The following is an 18,006-nucleotide window of genomic DNA, read 5'->3' on the forward strand; positions in this document are numbered from 1 at the left end:
TTTCCTCTCCAGTTATTTAAGACACTGCTCACGCACATACTGTTGCAGGCCCGTCAGTTGTTTGGTGATGGTTTCGATTCGCTCTCTGAGGGTGAAATAATCCCGTTCAGCGGCGTCAGTAAGTCGGGGGCCGGTTGCATCATCCATGCCGGTGGCGCTGGTCGTACCGTTCGCTGGACATTTGGCGTTGATGTGCAGCCCACACTTACCAGTGCTAACGCAACGCTGCAGATTTTCAAGCTGTTTTTTAGCATCTGCAAGTTCTCCGGTGTATTTTGCATCAAGCGTGGCGACATCACGCTGACGTACTGTCATATCGTCAATGGTTTCCTGACGCTGTTTAGCCAGCGATGTGGCATCGTCGGCCCGCTTTTTCTCAGTGCTAATTTGATCAAACAGGATATAAATCAGCAGAAGCGACAGCAGTAACTCAGCACCGATTATCAACCAGGCTTTTGGCGTCATTTATCCAGCTCCCAGCACGTCAGTGCGCTTTCCTGATCCCGTCGCTCTACCTGTCCATAACAGCCATTCGCCTGGCCTTTGGTTAACCGGCAGTCGCGACCACCATCTTTAATCCACCAGCGAATAGCTTCACACGCACCTTTACGGTCACCAGCATTGATGCGCTGGTAGAACGTCGAGGGGAAACACTTAGAGGGGCCGATGTTGTACGGGCAGAATGACGCAATACCTACTTTCTGCGGTTCAGTTAGTGGCGCTTTGATATTTCGGTCTACCCATGCAAGCGCCTTGTCACGCTCGATGGCGTTTACCTTCTTGCACTGTGCTTCTGTTGCACGCTGGCCTTTAACTACTGGCTTACCGTCAATGACCGTTACGCCGTGACACAGTGACCAGACGCCACCCGGGTCAACAACGGCTACAAGTGCGTTACCTTCTTTCTCGCTGATGAACTGATCAAACAGTACCGGCGCTGATGCCCCCGCGGCGATGAGAGACAACATTGCCGCGCTAAGCTTTGCCCTGTTTGCCATCACTCACCCCTGGCGGCTTTGCGCCGATCTTCTTTGATTTTGAAATACAGATTGGTCAGATACGTCAGCAGACCAAACAGGACGCTCGCGAGAACACCAATAGCCGCCCATTGTGAGGGCGAGACTTTATCCAGTAGCTGGAGCACCCAGAACCCTCCGTTTGCTCCGGCAAAACCGTAGCTCACACCAGTTGTGATTTTGTCCATTCGATACATACTCCACCTCCGCTTTTGGGAAGTGCTGTGTGGAAGAGGGAGAAATAAAAAAGGCCCACTCGCAGGGAGCAGGCCTAAAGAGAAAAATAACAAAACAGAGAATACTGTGGTGCCGGGTGCCTCCCGGTGAGTCTTTGGTCAGCCACCGTGACTCGCGTTAGCTAATGAGACCGTAGTGGAAAACCGGTACTGTTTACGCCCCTCCGCACAGGGGGATTCACCACCTCAACAATGTAAAATTGCCAATACCAATTCGTCAATGAGTTAAACTCATCGTCCAAACAAAGCAACAGCCTTAGCCATAAAAAAAGACCTGCCACGGGACAGGTCATAAATCAGGGTTATCTCTATATTTGTTATGCATAATTCCAAGTATTCCGAAGGTGCAGGACTGTTGCGTACCGTTGGTGTAAGTTACAGAAACAGCAACCTGTCTTACACACCCCGCAAATCTGGATTTATTACAGAAATACATTACCACGGGTATAAAAGCATTTCACCAAAATTTAGCTTTGTACATTTTCGTGATCTGATCCACATTTATCGGGCGTTAACAGACATATAACCAGACGTGTTGCTGTATTTCACAGGTAGTGTACGGTGTCGTCACTTCCTGTTTTTTTTCATAACATTCCACACTCCCCCCATACAACAGGGGATTTTTGTGCAGTATTATTTTTTAGCTTTATAAGGTCGGTACCAGCAGACCACCAGCATGACGATGGAAATGCCCAGCAGAGCAAAATCCATCAGTACGCCAGCCAGCCGCCAGGCAATAAACAGAGACACGATAAAAAGAGTCCACCAGCCAACGCGCTTAATCATTTGCTGCCCAGCACGCGGGACAGGTTTTTGAGCAGCACAGTTGATGCGGTTTCCAGCATGTCATCACCGGCATCAGTGTTTGCGACCACCAGCGTTTTAGTACACGGCACTTTCACTTTTGAATCACTGAGCCAGCCAGATTCAGTGACCGCCTTTTTCAGCTCATAAACCGCTTTGCCGTTTGGCAACTTATCGTCGACGCTCCAGCCATTCATGCTGATCATCGTCAGGCCGCTGCCCTTCTGGTTTACCGACTCCAGAAACTTATTCGTGCGGTCTGGTGCTGACACCCACAGGAACGCGTCATATTCCCCGGTAGTGACTTTTGCCAGCGAACGAACGCCGCCTTTTGCGTAGGTCTCTACTTTCGCGTAATCCTTTTCGAGGGACTGGAGATATTGCCAGGATGCATAAGAACCGCTGGCAGGTTCACCCACGGCGATTTTAATGCCTTCTTTCAGATCGCTTTCGCTGCCGACCTTCCCGCCGTCTTTCACGGCCACAAACACGCATTCATCGCCCAGCTCGCCGATGATGTCGACCTTCTGAGCTTCGTTACCGTGTCGGCTGCGCCAGAACTGAAATGCATCAGCCTGGGTGAAACCGATCTGCGCTTCGCCGCTGGCGACTTTATCAAGGTTGTCCAGTGAGCCTTTGCTCGGGACTACTGTCGATTTATAGCCATATTCGCTTAGCGCACTGGCGAGGTTCACACCATACACAGCGTTGTACGTTAAGCCCTGCTGCCCGGTGGTGATCGTGATGTCAGCGGCTGTTGCTCCAAAACTGGAAAACAGGAGAACCGCCGCAATAGCGGTGAATGATTTCTTCATGGGACTTTCCTTTAAGGGGTGAGCCAGTGCCCAGGGAGAGTACGCAGAGAGTCAGACTCCCTGTGGCTCACCTCTGTAAAGGCTCTGCGGTTTGATGTTTGCGTCGGCACAGACGCGGGATGGCTTCGGCCGCCGGAGCAATCACAACCAGACCAGTAGAGGGAACGGTCCAGCGACCAAAGAAGGCGGCCTCTGCGCAAGCGCCTGACGGTTGGGTAATGAGCCGCCGTCAGTGAGGCCTGAATACGAAAAAAGGCCCGCCGAAGCGAGCCTTAAATTTGGTGGTTATTCGTTTCAGACGCACGAACCCATAATTAGAAGCATACTAGACAACTTCGGACAAAATCAAGCCCTACGTTTCGAAAATGCTAAATATGCTCGCTATCGTGTGACACGTTCAAATTCTCGCGCTGCATTGTTCTCGCCCGCGTTGCACACATCCACCAGCGCTTCATAGAATGGCTTCCAGTTCCTTGTCCACGTTCTGACATGGAGGTCAGGCACGAATTTGAGGATTGCTTTGTGAGCCACTGTGGACGGCGTGACCGTAAAACCATTACCACTACAACGCTCACAGACCTTGAATACCGGCGCCCCCTTTTCTTTTGTCGCCTTGCGGTCGAGCACCTCGCCTTTTCCGCCACAGCGGCAGCGTGCGCTTAACTGGCCCTTGCCGTCGCAAGCTTCACATTTGGCCGGGACAATCTCCGTTACCTCTGTCCATTGCTCCCAGTCTGACGGATGAACAGCGCGGGAGCGACTGGCCCAGTAAGGCGCTTTCCCCCATGGGTAGGATACTTTACGCGTGACCTGCGTCGCGGTGGTTTTCCCTGTGCCGTTGCAACGGAGGCAGGTTGCTGTGCTGGCCGCCGAGCGTGAGTATTCTGCGAAAGCGAATTGCGCGAGCAGCATCATACAGTTTCCGAATTGCCCACCAGCAGCTTTGCGAACGTTCTTCGGCGCAGCCTCCATTGCGTATCGTGCCAGCGCCTGAACCGCCAGTTGCTCATCAGACCTGCTGACCCCAGCTTTTCCGAGGAATGCTGCCAGGCCGAACCGTGCGCGGCTGCTGGTGGCTCCAAACGCATACATGATATCAGTGCCGTTAAGTCGGTCGGGTGAGGTGCTCTTCGTATCATCATTGATGAGCATTCCCTGAGGGCTGAAATGTTTGAGACCTGATTCCATCTTCATGCGGCCACCTGCTGTTTTTTGGTGAATACCAGTTCTCGTACCTGATCGCCGTTCTGGAGCATGTCGTTGAAATCTCCGTTATCGGGCCAGCGCACGCTGACTTTCAAAAGGTCGTTTTTTGCGAGCAAATTGGCATGGGCGCACTCGAATGCGGCTGCCTGGCCCGTCGCCGAATGCCTGTCCATATCAGCAAAAACGACAAGGTGTTTTACCCCGGCCGGTGCGCGAAATTTCTTCATGAAGTTACTGTTCATTACCGCCCAGGTATTCACGCCATAAATCTGATAGCAGGAGAGTGCCGTCTCGATACCCTCAGCAATACCGAGAGTCGAGGATACAGGGAACATGCGGATAGCCACAGAGCGGGCGTATTCAAGATAGTTCTCTTCCTGCATGGATTTCTGGCGTTTGGCACTTTCTCCGAGGGGTGCCTTATGTTCGCCCTCCAGTAACGTGCGGTGCAGGTAACACAGTTCACCCTTGTCATCCGTGGCAAGCGCATAAAGCGCCTGATAGACCTTACCTGCGTGACGCTGCTTATCGCAGAACCTGATGGCATCTGCGGGGAGTCTGGTAATTCCACGGTGTTGCAGATAACCAGCACCCGCAGTGCCTCGTAACGGCGCCAGCTTTGCAAACTTACTGATGGTACGCTGGCGTAATCTGGCGGCTGAGCTGTGTACCGGAATCTTTTCGTGGCGGTAATCGTTACCAATGATCTGATCCACTTCCGTGCTGATTGCGCTGAAACTCTTCCCCTGAGTTTTAACCAGCAGTGACATACCATCACCACTACCACAGACACAAATCCATGAACCCGATCCGTCTCTGTCATCGACGCGGTATTTTCCACGCGCACCGCACACCGGGCATTCACCCTTGAAATGGTTTTTACCCGTAACAGGCGGAAGCCCGTAATATTCAAAAATCTCTGACCACCGGCCTTTTGCTGCTTCTGATGTTTTCACGCGCTTTTTCTCCCCAACATGCTGCGGATATCTGCCATCTGATGTTTTGCTCTGATGATTTTTTGTGTTTCCTCTGCGCAGTCGGCAGGCGACCCGGCTGCATTCTGTGCGGATTTCTCCCGGCCTTTAGCAAAGGCGATACGTTTGTGTTTTATGTAGTTGCTGACGTCTGGCGTGATCTCCATAGGAAAGTCACTAAGACCGTTCGGCCACTCGTTGAATTTGTCGCGGAAGGTATGGGCACACCAGCCATCGCTCACGGGCTTACCCATCGATGCGCGCTGGCGCTGGTAGAACTTGATCTGACTCCACCAGGACTGTTTATCGGATTTGGTGTAAACCTTTTCGCCCTTTTTGAGCTTTTTGATATTGCGCTGTGTGTCGGTCTGCACGTCTTCGCCTACCAGAGGTTTGAACCCGCATTTAGGGCAGACGTATACCCCGGCAGGCTTCATGAAATGGCAATCCGGGCATTCTTTCGGTTGCTTCTCTTCCCGCTCTTCGATTGCGCGGGCTGCTGACTCTTTCATGCCGTCGCTTTTAGATGGCAGTTCGTCATATTCGATAGCATCCGGGAAGCCGAGGCGGTGAACCGTTCCGCTGTGATCAAATATCAGGCAGGCACTTTTTCCAGGTGCTGTGCGAAGTCCGCGACCAATTGCCTGTAGCCAGCGGATCTCGCTCTTTGTCGGGCGGGCGTAGATAACGCAGCGCACGTCACTGTCGAACCCGGCCACCAGCACACCGACGCTGACGATAATTTTTGTGGCGCCCGTTTCGAAACGGTGGATCATCACCTGCCGTTCATCGTGAGGGGTCTCTGCTACCATGACTTCTGCGTTAATGCCCGCTCTTACAAACTGCATGGTAACGAAGTTGGCGTGATCCTTATCGACACAGAACGCCACGGTTGGGAGGTCGCGACCATTACGCAGCCAGTTGTCCACGATGTCGCCCACAAGGTCTGATCCGCACATGATTTCTGACAACTGGCTTTCGTTGTAGTCGCTGCCGTACTCCTCTGATGAGGACGTTTTTACGCCTTTCAGATCGGGCTTTGTCGGTGCATAGAACTCAAACTGACTCAGATCTCCCCGCTGGATCAGTTCGCTGATAGTTGTAGGTTTAATCAGGTGTTGGTAATAGCGTCCCAGCCAGGGAGAGAATGGCGTCCCGGATAAACCGATAACCTTGACCCTCGTCTCGGAGGTCAGGCGCTCAATTTCTTTCAGGATTCGACGTTTGCGCAGGTGTGCTTCATCGATAATCAGCAGATCAATATTCTGAGGAAAATCCCGACGGATCAATGTGTCCGCGCTGGCGATCTGAATCAGGCGATCCGGGTCAATCTCGCTTTTCTCAGCCTCAGCCCATACGAGCCCGATATCAGCAGCATCGAGTCCATAACTGACAAAACGGCTGGCAGTCTGACGTAATAAGACGGTATATGGAGCGACGAACAGAACACGTTTACCACGACTGACATGACCCGCAGTGATGAATGCTGCCAGCCCGGTTTTACCGCTACCAGTTGGCGCGTAGACCATGAAAGAGTTGTATGCCTTCCAGCCAAGGCGCAGCATGCTCAGTCCGCGTTCCTGTGCGAAATTGGGTTTGATATTCAGCATCACCACCACCTTCTAAATCCGCTATTCCAGGAAGAACGATTCCCGATCTGATTTGGCTATGGGTGTGTATCAGATAACTAGTACAACGCCGTTTTAAAGCCTGTCTCTTAGATCGGTACCCACCTAACCCATGGAGTTGTCTGTTGGAAAAGGATGCCTTCCCTTCCCTAACACCCATCTCCCCCCTTACCCCCCTCTTCCCTCTTCCCCATCTCATGTACTCGCAAGCTGGTACAAAGATAAAAAACAGACAATCGAAGAATCAGCCACCAGCACCCGGCATCTTTAAGCCGACATGCAACCAGACGCCTTTAAGTCCGGTTATCCTCAGTCCCGCTTACTGCGTTCCTGCCAGGGGCGGCTCAGCCGTGTACCCCTGAATTGCACGCCCGTGCGTTCTTACAAATTTGCGAAGCCGTGTATTGGCCTCATGCCTTGCCCGGTTCTCCTGCCGGAAAGAAACAGGCTCAGCCTCAAATTTAACTTCATATACTTCCGCGTATCGCTGAGCGAATTTCCGCCTAAGCGAAGGTGGCAGCCGGAGCAACTGTTCCTGAATCCACTCCGCATCTGCCTGGCTGTATCGAGCGGGCATTTCAATCTGCACATAATCCGGGTACATAAAACCTCCGGTTAAATGGCTGCCTTCTGTGTGGGGAATGGCTTAACTTCCTCAGCTTTTACCGTCCCATCTGGATTAACCTCCACAAAAATATTTCTTTTCAATCTCAGCGCCTTACTTATGGCGCTTTGACGGATTCCCAGCTTGCTGGCGGCTTTAACCTGACCTACCTGCTCTGCAAATTCTCTTAGCGTAAGTTTTTTCATAATCTCCTCCTGAACCAAATATAACCGCTAGTTCTTTTTATTGCAACACTAGCGGTTATTGATTAATATTCCTTGCGGTGATAATTTTATTTTGAGAGGAGATTTTGATGAAAAAAAAACCATTAACTGCAGAACAACTGCTAGCTGCTGAACGCCTTAAGACGATTTATGAAAGCAAGAAAAAAGATCTGGGGCTTTCTCAGGAGTTGCTAGCTGACAAGCTCGGAATTAGCCAGAGCGCCGTGGCGCAGATTCTGTCAGGGAAAAATGCCCTGAACCTAAAACGAGCTATAGAGTTGGCAGAAATACTAAATGTGAAGGTTGAGGATTTTAGTCCGGCATTAGCCAATGAAGCAAAGCAACTGACAAAATCGAACGTTACCTATGCGGGTATTTATCGGCCTGGAAATAAATATCCAGTATTGAGCAGTGTCCAGGCAGGGGCCTGGAGTGAGGCTGTAGAAGCTTATTCCCTCAAAGATGTAGAGCTCTGGCTAGAATCAGATGCGCACATTCAAGGTGATGGTTTTTGGCTTTATGTGGAAGGGGATTCAATGACAGCGCCTCTGGGATTAAGTATCCCGGAAGGAACTTATGTCCTGTTTGATACAGGCCGGGAAGCAGTTAACGGGAGCTTAGTTATCGCCAAGCTTGAAGATTCAAACGAGGCCACATTCAAAAAGCTTGTGATCGATGGTGGACAGCGGTATCTCAAAGGCCTTAATCCGCAATGGCCGCTTGTGTCAGTTAATGGTAATTGCCGCATTATAGGTGTAGCTATACAAACAAAAATGATGCTCGTCTAATGAAAACTGTCATTTGATATCAAGCCCGGTAAATCCGGGCTTTTTTTTACCCTAAGCCACACATCAAGTGGCTGGCCTGTAAAAATATCACTATATATATCATTAACATAACCGCAAATTCTATTTTATTAGAACCTGCGGTGTTTACATTAAAAGAACTAGCGGTTATATTCATTTCAACGGCAAACAACGGAGCCAATGAAATGAGATCTATCCTCCCACCAAAAGCAAATAACAAGAAGTTTAACGTTTGTGAAAAACTTAATGCCAGTTCTACACACTGGGCTTACTCGAAGCCCGCACAGGCGTATCAGGATGGTTTCGATTTTCAATTAGAAACTATTCTTGCTGATGAAATTGAATTTGCCCTCTACAAACGGCAAGGAAATAAATTTGTCCTTTTGGATTTTTTTAATTCTTACAATGAAGCTTGTGACGAAGCTAAAGCAATTTTAGATACTCACAAAGATATTAAAAAGATGTTCGAGCATTAAGTTATTTTAAATAATTAATCACAAAAAACGACTTGTAAGTTGTGGATTGTATCATCCTGAGGATTAAGCAATGTTAAAGCTCAACAAAAAAGCTTCGATTCCTTTACATAGACTTCCATTTATTGGTGGGAAATCAAAATTATTGCTTGGCTATAGTTTTTGGAATGTACCATCTGAGGGAGGTTATGGAGGTGGATGTACAACTGGATGTGCGCTTGCAAAAATCTGGATTAAGCACTTAGAGGAAGAGTCAAGATCTGGAAATGATATCGGGCCATCAACGCTGTCAAGAGTGGTCATAGAAATGATATCGATAGGTGCAAATGATTCAATTAACGGTCAGGCGGCGGGATTCTTTTCGGTTATTGAAGAAATTTTGTTTACCTTAATTAAAAATAGCAACGTGCACTTTAATATTGATGAAGCCGAGCAAATTTCTAAAGCCAATAACGGGCTTGTCTATGCAAATGAAACAGATAATCAGGCATATGATAAATGACTTGCATAAAAGATAAGAAATCATTTCACACTGCCAAATTAATGGCAGCGGCTGGATATTGGAGCATAGCAGTGATTTTCCTTCGTAAAGCGTATGGGAGGTAATAATGCATGAATTAAAGCGTCAAGATATTCAGCAAATAAACATCACTGCTGAAAACCTTGCAGGGTTATCACAAACACTTTTTGAATACCACGAAAAACTAGACCACTTTCAGTTAAAAACTTTATGCGCTCTGGTATATGACCTTTCTTCTCAAATTAATACTTGGATAGAACGCGAAGAAGAAATCGTTATGAAATTAGAAGAAGATAATCGAAATGGATAAAAAAAGCCTGATTGAAACCCGTCGCCGCCGACTTGTACAAGCAAAGCTGGATTCTGTTATGCGCAGAACGGGCGGCAATATTCAGATGGCAAAACTGGATAACGGAGCTTTATTCCCGGTTGAGTTATCCGAAGAAGTATTAACGAAAGCGTTAATAAAGCTCTTCGAAGGAATGATTTACGACACGCATAGACGCGCCGAAGCGGAAACCATTATTTCGGGACATTACGCCGACTGCATCGGCAGAAGCAAATTAACGCCTGATGCCGTGTATTTCATGGATGCGTTAATTGAAACCCTGGCCGAAGAAGCGATGAAAAAACGGAGGCTCCAGAATGCATGCTAACCAGAAAACGTTTGTGCGCGACGGCGTTTCAATTCCGTTGCCAGTGCGGACAGTTGACCTGCACGTCTCCCCGGACTTCTCCGGTCGTGTACTGGTGTATCTGCAAAACGGGCTGGTCTCTGAACGTCGCCTTACTGACGCCGAGATGATTCTCACCCTGGACGGGTTTATCGAACTGGCCCGTAAGTTCGGATGGACTGTTACCCCATCCAGCGGGAATTAAAGGACGGTACCTGTGGCACTGACAGCAATACGCATTCCTGAGTGGGTGCATGAACAGGCGGTTTTCGTTCTACGCCAGTACAGAAACAGACGGGTTCACCCTTGCCGCATGCATCGCTCAGGAAATCTGAGCCTTCGGGTTAACCGACGCTGGCGGCTGCTGTCACGCGACGGCGGCCAAAGCTGGGAAGTAATGAGTCATGAGCGCTACTCAAAAGTTAAGGACAGAAAATGAACGATATCGAAAAAGCAAAAATTAAACGCCTGGTTGCCCGGCTAAAAGATCTGAGCGAACGGGATGGCTGCAGCGTTCCGTCATGGATGCTGGATGAAAATCGTTACGGTAATAGCTCGCTGACCACCGCAGAACAGCAGGAATGGGCTGAATCCGTTTGTGCTCACATGCGCGGTTCCGTAGCGCTTCTGTACCTCATTGAATGTGGTAAACGCTTTGGGTTTCGTGAAGGTGACTATGTATTCCGGGAGGGCGGGACAGCCCTGGGTCTTACGAGAGAACTTATCGAGAACGTTTTGATTAAGTACGTGGAGGAAGACCTTATCCGGTACAAACCAGCGGATCGCTATATCGCTGTTTACCAGTTCTACCACGCCAATGACCAGCGCCTGAACGAGAGTAGTCATTCATGGTTTAACGAATTTCTGGATGAAATATTCACCGATGTTGCTGTTCGTCTTCGTGCGGGTGAAGACCTGCCAGTTAAATCCATTACGCATTAAGGAAAAATGATGGCTATGAAAACTGAAATGAACAATGCCAGCCGGCAGCCAACGATGAGCAGTAAAGAGATTGCCAGCCTGACGGAAAAGCGCACGGCATTACCATGCCCTAGCAATGCAACGGCGCTCGGTATGACATATCGCCAGCATCTGCTGGCACAGATTACTCCGGTATGTGTAAAGCACTTTTTGAATGATGTTGACTGGGAGGATTACGACGACATGACTGCCACGATGTTGGGAATGGTGGATGCGATTATTGCCGCTGAACAGGAGACATCAGAATGATGCAGAAAGTCCTTATTGATACCAGCAATCTGAGCACCATTGCCGTTTGCCTGGAGCAATTGGTCAACGCTGAGCGTGCACAGTTGAGTATTGAGCATCAGCTCGATCAATCAACCAGCAGCGCTGAATTTAGTTCATGGAGGAAAAGTGCGGAAAAGGCCTTGCGCGCGGTGAAAGCGAAGCGTCGCCTTATTACTGCACAACTTGCAGTCCTCCGTCAGCAAGAAAAAGAAAAGAACGAAGAGAATCGCCAGCAACACAATGAATATCTCATTGCTGAGCTTCGGGAGATTGTTACGCCCTCTTCTTTCGCTCGCTGCGTCCGTTATGCAACCGACAAATTGGAGGCTTCCGGTGAGTGAATCAAATGTATTCGAACTTGTGAAACTGATTAAGGCAGCTAACGGTGATCCATCATCCATTACTGACTCCATTTGGGAGGCTGGCTATCGCCAGCCGGAACGGACTGCAGAAGAAGCCGCAAAGATAACGATTAGCGTCTTTTTGTACTGTAACTCGCTTGAGATGCCGACAGACTTCTGGCCGCGAGATTATGACAGTGTTCTGCAAAATGAGCTGATGAAAGCGGTGCTGGGCGGAGACGATGAACTGCATGAAGCAGATCCGGCCGCCATTGCAAAAAGCGTGATCAGGGCTGGTTTCACAAAAACAGTTTGAGGTGGATATGCAGACGATTATTCAGGTGGAACCGAACGAATGGGTTACCGAGCAACTACTGATTGCCGTTACCGGCTTGAAGCCCGGCACTATCGCTCGAGCGCGAAAAAACTCCTGGCTTCTTGGCCGGGAATATAAGCACGTTTCACCAGACGGGGAACCAAAGCCCACTAGCGAATGCATGTACAACCGTAAAGCGGTTGACGCATGGGTTGCAGCACAAAAACAACCAATATGGTGATCGGGTTCGATGAAAAAGGTAAGCTTGTATGGCTCCTGGACGTCAGGAGGAAATTATGAGTAAAACCTCATATCCAACGGGCGTTGAGAATCATGGCGGTTCACTCCGCATATGGTTCAAATATAATGGTAAGCGAGTCAGAGAAAACCTTGGCGTTCCTGATACCGCTAAAAACCGGAAGGTTGCCGGAGATCTGCGAACGTCGGTCTGCTTCTCTATTCGCATGGGAAAGTTTGACTATGCAAAGCAGTTTCCGGATTCACCCAACCTTGCCCGCTTCGGGCAATCCGGAAAGGAAATCACGGTGAAAGAACTCGCCGATAAGTGGGTGGAGCTGAAAAGAATGGAGATCAGCACAAATACCATGAGTCGCTACGAGTCAATTATCAAGAATATGCTCCCCCGCCTGGGGGGGAGAAAACTTGTATCAGCGGTAACAACCGAAGATTTGCTGTTCATCCGGAAAGATCTACTGACTGGTTACCAGGTCATGAAGAAGGGATATCGCACACCGGTTAAGGGAAGAAAAGCGCCTTCCGTAAACAACTACATGACTCTTATGTCTGGAATTTTTCAGTTTGCGCAGGATAACGGATATATAAAGCAAAACCCGTTTAGTGGAATTAACCGGCTAAAGAAGGCGAAAGCCGATCCAGATCCACTCAGCCGAGATGAATTTATCAGGTTTATAGAGGCATGCCGACACCAGCAATTGAAGAATTTATGGTCGCTGGCGATTTATACAGGCATGAGGCATGGGGAGCTGTGCGGGCTTGCGTGGGAGGACATTGATTTGAAAGCTGGTACGTTAACGGTCAAGCGCAATCACACCCAAACTGATGAGTTCACCCTGCCAAAAACCGAGGCGGGAACTGACAGGGTGATTTTTCTCATCAAACCAGCAATCGAAGCCCTTAAAAGTCAGGCCGAACTAACACGCCTGGGCAGACAGTATGAGATTGAAGTGAAGTTACGGGAATATGGCCGGTCAGTCATTCACCCCTGCACCTTTGTTTTCAGTCCTCAGTGTACCCGGCGTGGTGTTCATACAGGATATCACTATGCGGTGAACTCCATTAATAAAATCTGGGCCTCGGTCATTAAACGTGCGGGGATCCGTTACCGTAATGCATACCAGTCACGACATACCTATGCATGCTGGTCGTTGTCTGCCGGAGCCAACCCAAGCTTTATAGCAACCCAAATGGGACACGCTAACGCTCAGATGGTCTTTAAGGTCTACGGAAAATGGATGTCAGAAAGCAGTGCTGAGCAAGTGTCTATACTAAACCAGAAGTTGTCAGAGTTTGCCCCATCCATGCCCCAAGGGGCTGTATGCGGTTAGTAACGTATTTCAAATTCAAGTAGTTAGCGCGACATGTTATACATTTTAGTAACACGCGGCACGAAATGCCCTCGACCCGTTTTGCGCCTTATGGTGTGATCGGGGTTCAATAAATCAATAAACAAGGTATACTCCAGCGGTTTCCACCTGCTTTGTTTATTGTACTAAACGCTCCTGTGAGAGGATGCTACGGCGCACCATGACACGACTCGCTCCCCCTGCTCTGCAGACGCTGCTGGATACTGATGCCTACAAATTGCATATGCAACAGGCGGTGTTCCATCACTATTACGATGTGCATGTCACAGCGGAGTTTCGCTGCCGCGGCGACGACCTTCTGGGCATTTATGCCAGCGCAATTCGCGAAGAAATTGACGCGATGCAACATCTGCGCCTGCAGGAAGACGAATACCAGTGGCTGTCCGGCCTCCCCTTCTTCAAAGCGGATTACCTGCAGTGGTTACGTAATTTCCGTTATGACCCGTCGCAAGTGACTGTCATTAATGATAATGGCAAGTTGAACATTCGTATGTCCGGGCCATGGCGTGAAGTCATCATGTGGGAAGTGCCGCTACTGGCGGTAATTAGTGAACTGGTGCATCGCTGCCGCTCTCCACAAGTGGGTGTTCAGCAGGCCCTGCTACATCTTGAAACGAAACTGGCAGATTTTGCTACCCGCACCGCAGAGCTGGATATGTCAGGCTTCCGTCTGATGGATTTCGGTACGCGCCGCCGTTTCTCGCGCGATGTACAGTACGCTATCGTGGAACGTCTCAAACAAGAACCGTGGTTTATTGGCACCAGTAATTACGATCTGGCGCGCCGTCTGTCGCTTACGCCAATGGGAACTCAGGCGCACGAATGGTTCCAGGCGCATCAGCAAATCAGCCCGGATCTGGCTACCAGTCAGCGTGCTGCACTGGCCGCGTGGCTGGAAGAGTACCCGGAGCAACTTGGTATTGCCCTGACAGACTGCATCACCATGGATGCCTTCCTGCGTGATTTCGGACCGGTGTTTGCACAACGTTACCAGGGGCTACGCCATGACTCGGGCGACCCGGTGGAATGGGGTGAAAAAGCCATCGCGCATTATGAGAAGCTCGGCATCGATCCGTTATCGAAAACACTGATTTTCTCAGACAATCTTGATCTGAATAAAGCACTGGATCTCTACCGCCACTTCGCCTCCCGCATCAAACTGGGCTTCGGTATTGGCACGCGGCTGACCTGCGACATTCCACATGTGAAGCCGTTGAATATCGTCATCAAGCTGGTTGAGTGTAACGGCAAACCGGTGGCGAAGTTGTCTGACAGCCCTGGAAAAACGATTTGTCACGACAAAGCGTTTGTGCGTGCGTTACGCAAAGCGTTTGACCTGCCGCAGGTGAAGAAAGCCAGCTAACGTTCTGACAGAGTAAAAGACCACCTTCTTAGAAGGTGGCTTTTTAGAATGCCCCCTATAAGGGGGGCTACTGTCTCATTCCTGTTACTACTCTAGCAATTCCATCTGCTGTTCATGCATTTGTTCCTTTTTCTCCTGATGCCTCACATATCTCCTGATAATTTCTTCATTCACTCCCACCGTATCGACAAAGTAGCCACGGGACCAAAAATGGTTACCCCATAGTTTCTTTCTTATATGTGGAAAACGATTGTAGAGCCTGATTGCACTGCGGCCTTTCAGATGCCCCATCAGGGTTGATATCGAGATTTTCGGCGGGACTATTACAACCAGATGTACATGATCTGGCTGAACATTTAACTCCAGAACCTCACAATCTTTTATTCCGCATAGGATGTAGATTGTCCTGTAAAGTTCCTTGCCCAGATTATCTTTCAGGATCCTGAAACGGTACTTTGGCGTCCATACTATGTGGTATTTGCAACGCCAATATACATGTGATGAACTCCTGTAAAGCCCCATGTCGGTTTGTCTCCTTTTACTTGTGGTGAGTAAGCAGAGATATTCCGGCATGGGCATTCTTCAGGCTATAGCCTTACAGGATCAATCACCACCTCCCCAGGAGGTGGTTTAGGGGTGACAACAAAAGAAGCGTCCCGATATGGACGCTTTTTTTATGCCTGATTCCCGGCGTTATTCTGTTTAAAGAGGCAGACGTGTTCTGATGACCTCGGCGAAATATTCCGCCCCGGTCACCAGGATGTCGTCGTTGAAATCGTAACAGGCGTTATGCAGCGGCGTTGCGCCTTTTGCATCGCTGTCGTCACCGTTACCCAGGAAGATAAAGCAACCAGGGATGTGCTGTAAAAAGGCGCCGAAGTCTTCAGAAATCATCATCTGCTGAACGTTGCCGTCGACGTTTTCTTCTCCCACCACGTTCTTCGCCGCGTTCACCGCCACATCCACGCAAACCTCGTGATTCACCGTCGGAGCAAATTCGTGGGTGTAGGAAAATTCACACTGCGCCCCGTGCATGGCGCAAATGCCCTCGCAAATGGTACGCATCCGCTCTTCAAGCAGTGCCTGTACCTGTGGTGAATAGCTGCGCGTGTCGCCTTTGATTTCAACATGCCCGGGGATCGCATTACGGATGCCATCCGTGTGCAGTTCGGTGCATGAAATCACTGCCGGGACGTTGGGATCGACGTTACGCGAGACAATCGTCTGCAACGTGAGAATGATCTCCGCCGCAATCACCAGCGGGTCTTTGCTCATATGCGGACGTGCCGCATGGGAACCCTGCCCCTGAATGCGAATAACAAAGTTGTCTTCGCTGGCCATAATGCCACCGACGCGGGTCGCTATCGTCCCGGCTTTCATCCCGGGCATATTATGCAGGCCGTAAATCTCTTCGATACCAAAACGGGTCAACACACCATCGACCATCATCGCGTTCGCACCATAGCCGGGTTCTTCTGCAGGCTGAAACACAAAGCACACCGTGCCGTTAAAGTTTTTGCGCTGAGCCAGTAACTGCGCTGCCCCCAGCGCAATAGAAGTGTGTCCGTCATGGCCGCAGCCATGCATCCGTTCAGGCGTGGTGGAACGGTAGGTATGTTCGCCCTGCTCGGTAAGTTGGATGCAGTCGATATCAGCGCGAATGCCAATAACACCTTTACCTTCACCGCATTTCAGCACTCCCACCAGCCCGGTTTTGCCCAGATTGCGATGAACTTCGATCCCCATTTTCTCAAGCTGTTGTGCAATAAATGCCGATGTTTTGACCTCTTCAAATGCGCTTTCGGGATGTGCATGAAGATGATGACGCCATGCCATTAACTGCTGTTTTAACTGTTCCTGATTCATAAATTCTCCGGTCATGTCGTTAGTCTGTTCTCTGGGCGCGCGTTAAGACCACCTGCAGCAATACGTTGCCGCCGGCGATCAGGTCTTTCGCGTCGGTATGTTCTTTGACGTTATGGCTGATACCGCCGACACAGGGCACGAATATCATCCCGGCCGGGCAAACGGAGGCCATAAACTGCGCATCATGGCCTGCGCCGCTGGGCAATCGCCGATAGCTCAACCCTTGTGACCGGGCTTCATCCTCAACGGCATCCACGATCTCATCGGCGAAAATCACCGGCTTAAAGCGCACCAGTGAACGTGTTGCGACCTCCACGCCCTCTTCCTGCGCCGTTTTGGCAACATAGTCTTTCAACTGACTTTCAGCGCGCTGTAGTGCATCGTTATCGGTATTGCGTAAATCCACCGACATGACGACATGGTTGGGGATTACATTGATGAGATTGGGTTTAAAGGTCATATGCCCGACGGTAGCTACCTGATTACCGCCAAACTCTTGCGCCAGTCCTCGGGCAAAAACCGCCACTTTCGCCGCCACCAGCCCCGCATCGTGGCGCATCGCCATCGGCGTCGTACCTGCATGGTTTGATACGCCGCTAAAGGTGAATTCACTCCATGAAATCCCCTGCACGCCAGTGACAACGCCGATATCAATGCCGTCTTTGTCCAGAATCGGCCCCTGCTCGATATGCAGCTCGACATAGCTATCAACAGCCATATTGCCAGGCTGGTGGTCACCTTTGTAGCCAATCCCGACAAGCGCTTCATCAAGCGTGATACCATCCAGATCTTTGGCTGCTAATGCCTTCTCCAGCGGATAGTCACCGGCAAACACCACGCTGCCCATCATATCCGGCTGGAAACGCACGCCTTCCTCATTCGTAAAGAAGGTCACCGCAATCGGGCGTATGGGGCGAATACCCGCTTCCTTAAGCGTGGCAATCACTTCCAGCCCGGCCATCACGCCGTAATTACCATCGTAAAGGCCGCCGGTCCCCACGGTATCAATATGCGAACCCATCATGACCATCGGGAGGTCGCGTTCACCAGCATAAACACCCGTCACATTACCAATGGCATCAACGCGGATGGCAAGCCCCAAGGCCTGCATGCGGGCAACCACAAAGTCCCTGCCCGCTTTATCTTCCGCCGTCGCGGCCAGGCGGCAAACGCCCCCACCCTCCAGCGCGCCGTATTTGCCCAGCTCGAAAAGTGAATCAACCAGTCGTTGACCGTTGATCTGCAGATGTTGACTCATATTGCT

At 50.0% G+C, this 18,006-nt stretch carries 27 protein-coding genes; 14 read left to right on the forward strand and 13 right to left on the reverse strand.

What is annotated here, in order from left to right; genetic code table 11:
* Window positions 1–12: 12 nt before the first annotated feature.
* The 10 genes from MRY16398_RS19230 to MRY16398_RS19270 form a co-directional block, all read right to left on the reverse strand.
* A complete protein-coding gene (locus tag MRY16398_RS19230) occupies window positions 13–465 on the reverse strand; it encodes a lysis protein (protein ID WP_107224312.1) in 453 nt (150 codons plus the stop codon).
* Window positions 462–998, reverse strand: coding sequence for a lysozyme (locus MRY16398_RS19235; protein WP_107224311.1), 537 nt, complete (start codon window positions 996–998; stop codon window positions 462–464). Before MRY16398_RS19235 ends, MRY16398_RS19230 begins: the two co-directional genes overlap by 4 nt.
* Window positions 998–1,213, reverse strand: coding sequence for a class II holin family protein (locus MRY16398_RS19240; RefSeq protein ID WP_079498699.1), 216 nt, complete (start codon window positions 1,211–1,213; stop codon window positions 998–1,000). Before MRY16398_RS19240 ends, MRY16398_RS19235 begins: the two co-directional genes overlap by 1 nt.
* Before the next feature lie 672 nt (window positions 1,214–1,885).
* Complete coding sequence (locus tag MRY16398_RS30690; protein ID WP_155033999.1) at window positions 1,886–2,038, reverse strand: hypothetical protein; 153 nt, start codon at window positions 2,036–2,038, stop codon at window positions 1,886–1,888.
* Window positions 2,035–2,871: a TAXI family TRAP transporter solute-binding subunit gene (locus MRY16398_RS19245; protein ID WP_107224310.1), complete on the reverse strand. Its 837-nt coding sequence runs from the start codon at window positions 2,869–2,871 to the stop codon at window positions 2,035–2,037. The genes MRY16398_RS30690 and MRY16398_RS19245 overlap by 4 nt, the downstream gene beginning before the upstream one ends.
* A 381-nt stretch (window positions 2,872–3,252) precedes the next feature.
* Window positions 3,253–4,065, reverse strand: a complete 813-nt coding sequence (locus tag MRY16398_RS19250) for an antitermination protein (protein WP_103278841.1) — start codon at window positions 4,063–4,065, stop codon at window positions 3,253–3,255.
* On the reverse strand, window positions 4,062–5,033 hold the full coding sequence (locus MRY16398_RS19255) for a DUF7146 domain-containing protein (RefSeq protein ID WP_107224309.1): 972 nt from the start codon (window positions 5,031–5,033) through the stop codon (window positions 4,062–4,064). Before MRY16398_RS19255 ends, MRY16398_RS19250 begins: the two co-directional genes overlap by 4 nt.
* The gene (locus MRY16398_RS19260) at window positions 5,030–6,616 is read right to left on the reverse strand and encodes a DEAD/DEAH box helicase (RefSeq protein WP_125125706.1); all 1,587 of its coding nucleotides are present in this window, start codon (window positions 6,614–6,616) and stop codon (window positions 5,030–5,032) included. The genes MRY16398_RS19255 and MRY16398_RS19260 overlap by 4 nt, the downstream gene beginning before the upstream one ends.
* Window positions 6,617–6,998: 382 nt before the next feature.
* Window positions 6,999–7,283, reverse strand: coding sequence for a hypothetical protein (locus tag MRY16398_RS31025; RefSeq protein ID WP_125125021.1), 285 nt, complete (start codon window positions 7,281–7,283; stop codon window positions 6,999–7,001).
* Window positions 7,284–7,294: 11 nt separating this feature from the next.
* Window positions 7,295–7,489 carry a Cro/CI family transcriptional regulator gene (locus MRY16398_RS19270; RefSeq protein WP_125125022.1) on the reverse strand — a complete coding sequence of 65 codons (195 nt, stop codon included), beginning with the start codon at window positions 7,487–7,489 and terminating at the stop codon, window positions 7,295–7,297.
* A gap of 104 nt (window positions 7,490–7,593) precedes the next feature.
* Here MRY16398_RS19270 and MRY16398_RS19275 point away from each other — a divergent pair, with 104 nt between their 5' ends.
* From MRY16398_RS19275 to pncB, 14 genes are all read left to right on the forward strand, one after another.
* On the forward strand, window positions 7,594–8,295 hold the full coding sequence (locus MRY16398_RS19275; RefSeq protein WP_125125023.1) for a LexA family protein: 702 nt from the start codon (window positions 7,594–7,596) through the stop codon (window positions 8,293–8,295).
* A 140-nt stretch (window positions 8,296–8,435) separates the two neighbouring features.
* On the forward strand, window positions 8,436–8,789 hold the full coding sequence (locus MRY16398_RS19280) for a hypothetical protein (protein WP_125125024.1): 354 nt from the start codon (window positions 8,436–8,438) through the stop codon (window positions 8,787–8,789).
* 70 nt (window positions 8,790–8,859) lie between these two features.
* A complete protein-coding gene (locus MRY16398_RS19285) occupies window positions 8,860–9,288 on the forward strand; it encodes a hypothetical protein (RefSeq protein ID WP_125125025.1) in 429 nt (142 codons plus the stop codon).
* 106 nt (window positions 9,289–9,394) lie between these two features.
* Window positions 9,395–9,616 (forward strand): hypothetical protein, encoded by a 222-nt coding sequence (locus MRY16398_RS19290; RefSeq protein WP_125125026.1) that lies wholly within the window; start codon window positions 9,395–9,397, stop codon window positions 9,614–9,616.
* Window positions 9,609–9,962 carry a hypothetical protein gene (locus tag MRY16398_RS19295; protein WP_125125027.1) on the forward strand — a complete coding sequence of 118 codons (354 nt, stop codon included), beginning with the start codon at window positions 9,609–9,611 and terminating at the stop codon, window positions 9,960–9,962. Before MRY16398_RS19290 ends, MRY16398_RS19295 begins: the two co-directional genes overlap by 8 nt.
* Window positions 9,952–10,185, forward strand: a complete 234-nt coding sequence (locus MRY16398_RS19300) for a hypothetical protein (protein ID WP_165158905.1) — start codon at window positions 9,952–9,954, stop codon at window positions 10,183–10,185. The genes MRY16398_RS19295 and MRY16398_RS19300 overlap by 11 nt, the downstream gene beginning before the upstream one ends.
* 45 nt (window positions 10,186–10,230) lie before the next feature.
* On the forward strand, window positions 10,231–10,419 hold the full coding sequence (locus MRY16398_RS31455) for a ParE family toxin-like protein (protein WP_423808987.1): 189 nt from the start codon (window positions 10,231–10,233) through the stop codon (window positions 10,417–10,419).
* Window positions 10,416–10,922, forward strand: coding sequence for a hypothetical protein (locus MRY16398_RS19310; protein WP_125125028.1), 507 nt, complete (start codon window positions 10,416–10,418; stop codon window positions 10,920–10,922). Before MRY16398_RS31455 ends, MRY16398_RS19310 begins: the two co-directional genes overlap by 4 nt.
* Before the next feature lie 15 nt (window positions 10,923–10,937).
* Entirely contained in the window at window positions 10,938–11,210 is a 273-nt protein-coding gene (locus tag MRY16398_RS19315; RefSeq protein WP_125125029.1) for a hypothetical protein, read from the forward strand.
* Entirely contained in the window at window positions 11,207–11,572 is a 366-nt protein-coding gene (locus MRY16398_RS19320; protein WP_125125030.1) for a hypothetical protein, read from the forward strand. Before MRY16398_RS19315 ends, MRY16398_RS19320 begins: the two co-directional genes overlap by 4 nt.
* A complete protein-coding gene (locus MRY16398_RS19325; protein ID WP_125125031.1) occupies window positions 11,565–11,888 on the forward strand; it encodes a hypothetical protein in 324 nt (107 codons plus the stop codon). Before MRY16398_RS19320 ends, MRY16398_RS19325 begins: the two co-directional genes overlap by 8 nt.
* Window positions 11,889–11,895: 7 nt before the next feature.
* Complete coding sequence (locus MRY16398_RS19330) at window positions 11,896–12,129, forward strand: excisionase family protein (protein ID WP_107224296.1); 234 nt, start codon at window positions 11,896–11,898, stop codon at window positions 12,127–12,129.
* A 55-nt stretch (window positions 12,130–12,184) separates the two neighbouring features.
* Window positions 12,185–13,474: a tyrosine-type recombinase/integrase gene (locus MRY16398_RS19335; protein ID WP_125125032.1), complete on the forward strand. Its 1,290-nt coding sequence runs from the start codon at window positions 12,185–12,187 to the stop codon at window positions 13,472–13,474.
* 199 nt (window positions 13,475–13,673) lie between these two features.
* Entirely contained in the window at window positions 13,674–14,876 is a 1,203-nt protein-coding gene (gene pncB / locus MRY16398_RS19340; RefSeq protein WP_039078571.1) for a nicotinate phosphoribosyltransferase, read from the forward strand.
* Between the two features lie 87 nt (window positions 14,877–14,963).
* Here pncB and tnpA read toward each other — a convergent pair whose 3' ends face one another.
* The 3 genes from tnpA to MRY16398_RS19355 form a co-directional block, all read right to left on the reverse strand.
* A complete protein-coding gene (tnpA, locus tag MRY16398_RS19345) occupies window positions 14,964–15,398 on the reverse strand; it encodes an IS200/IS605 family transposase (RefSeq protein ID WP_107224832.1) in 435 nt (144 codons plus the stop codon).
* Window positions 15,399–15,578: 180 nt separating this feature from the next.
* Entirely contained in the window at window positions 15,579–16,742 is a 1,164-nt protein-coding gene (locus MRY16398_RS19350; RefSeq protein WP_079496807.1) for a M20 aminoacylase family protein, read from the reverse strand.
* Between the two features lie 19 nt (window positions 16,743–16,761).
* Window positions 16,762–18,000, reverse strand: coding sequence for a Zn-dependent hydrolase (locus MRY16398_RS19355; RefSeq protein WP_125125033.1), 1,239 nt, complete (start codon window positions 17,998–18,000; stop codon window positions 16,762–16,764).
* Window positions 18,001–18,006: the final 6 nt, after the last annotated feature.

The sequence above is a fragment of the Phytobacter sp. MRY16-398 genome, assembly GCF_003925915.1.
Lineage (GTDB): Bacteria > Pseudomonadota > Gammaproteobacteria > Enterobacterales > Enterobacteriaceae > Phytobacter > Phytobacter diazotrophicus.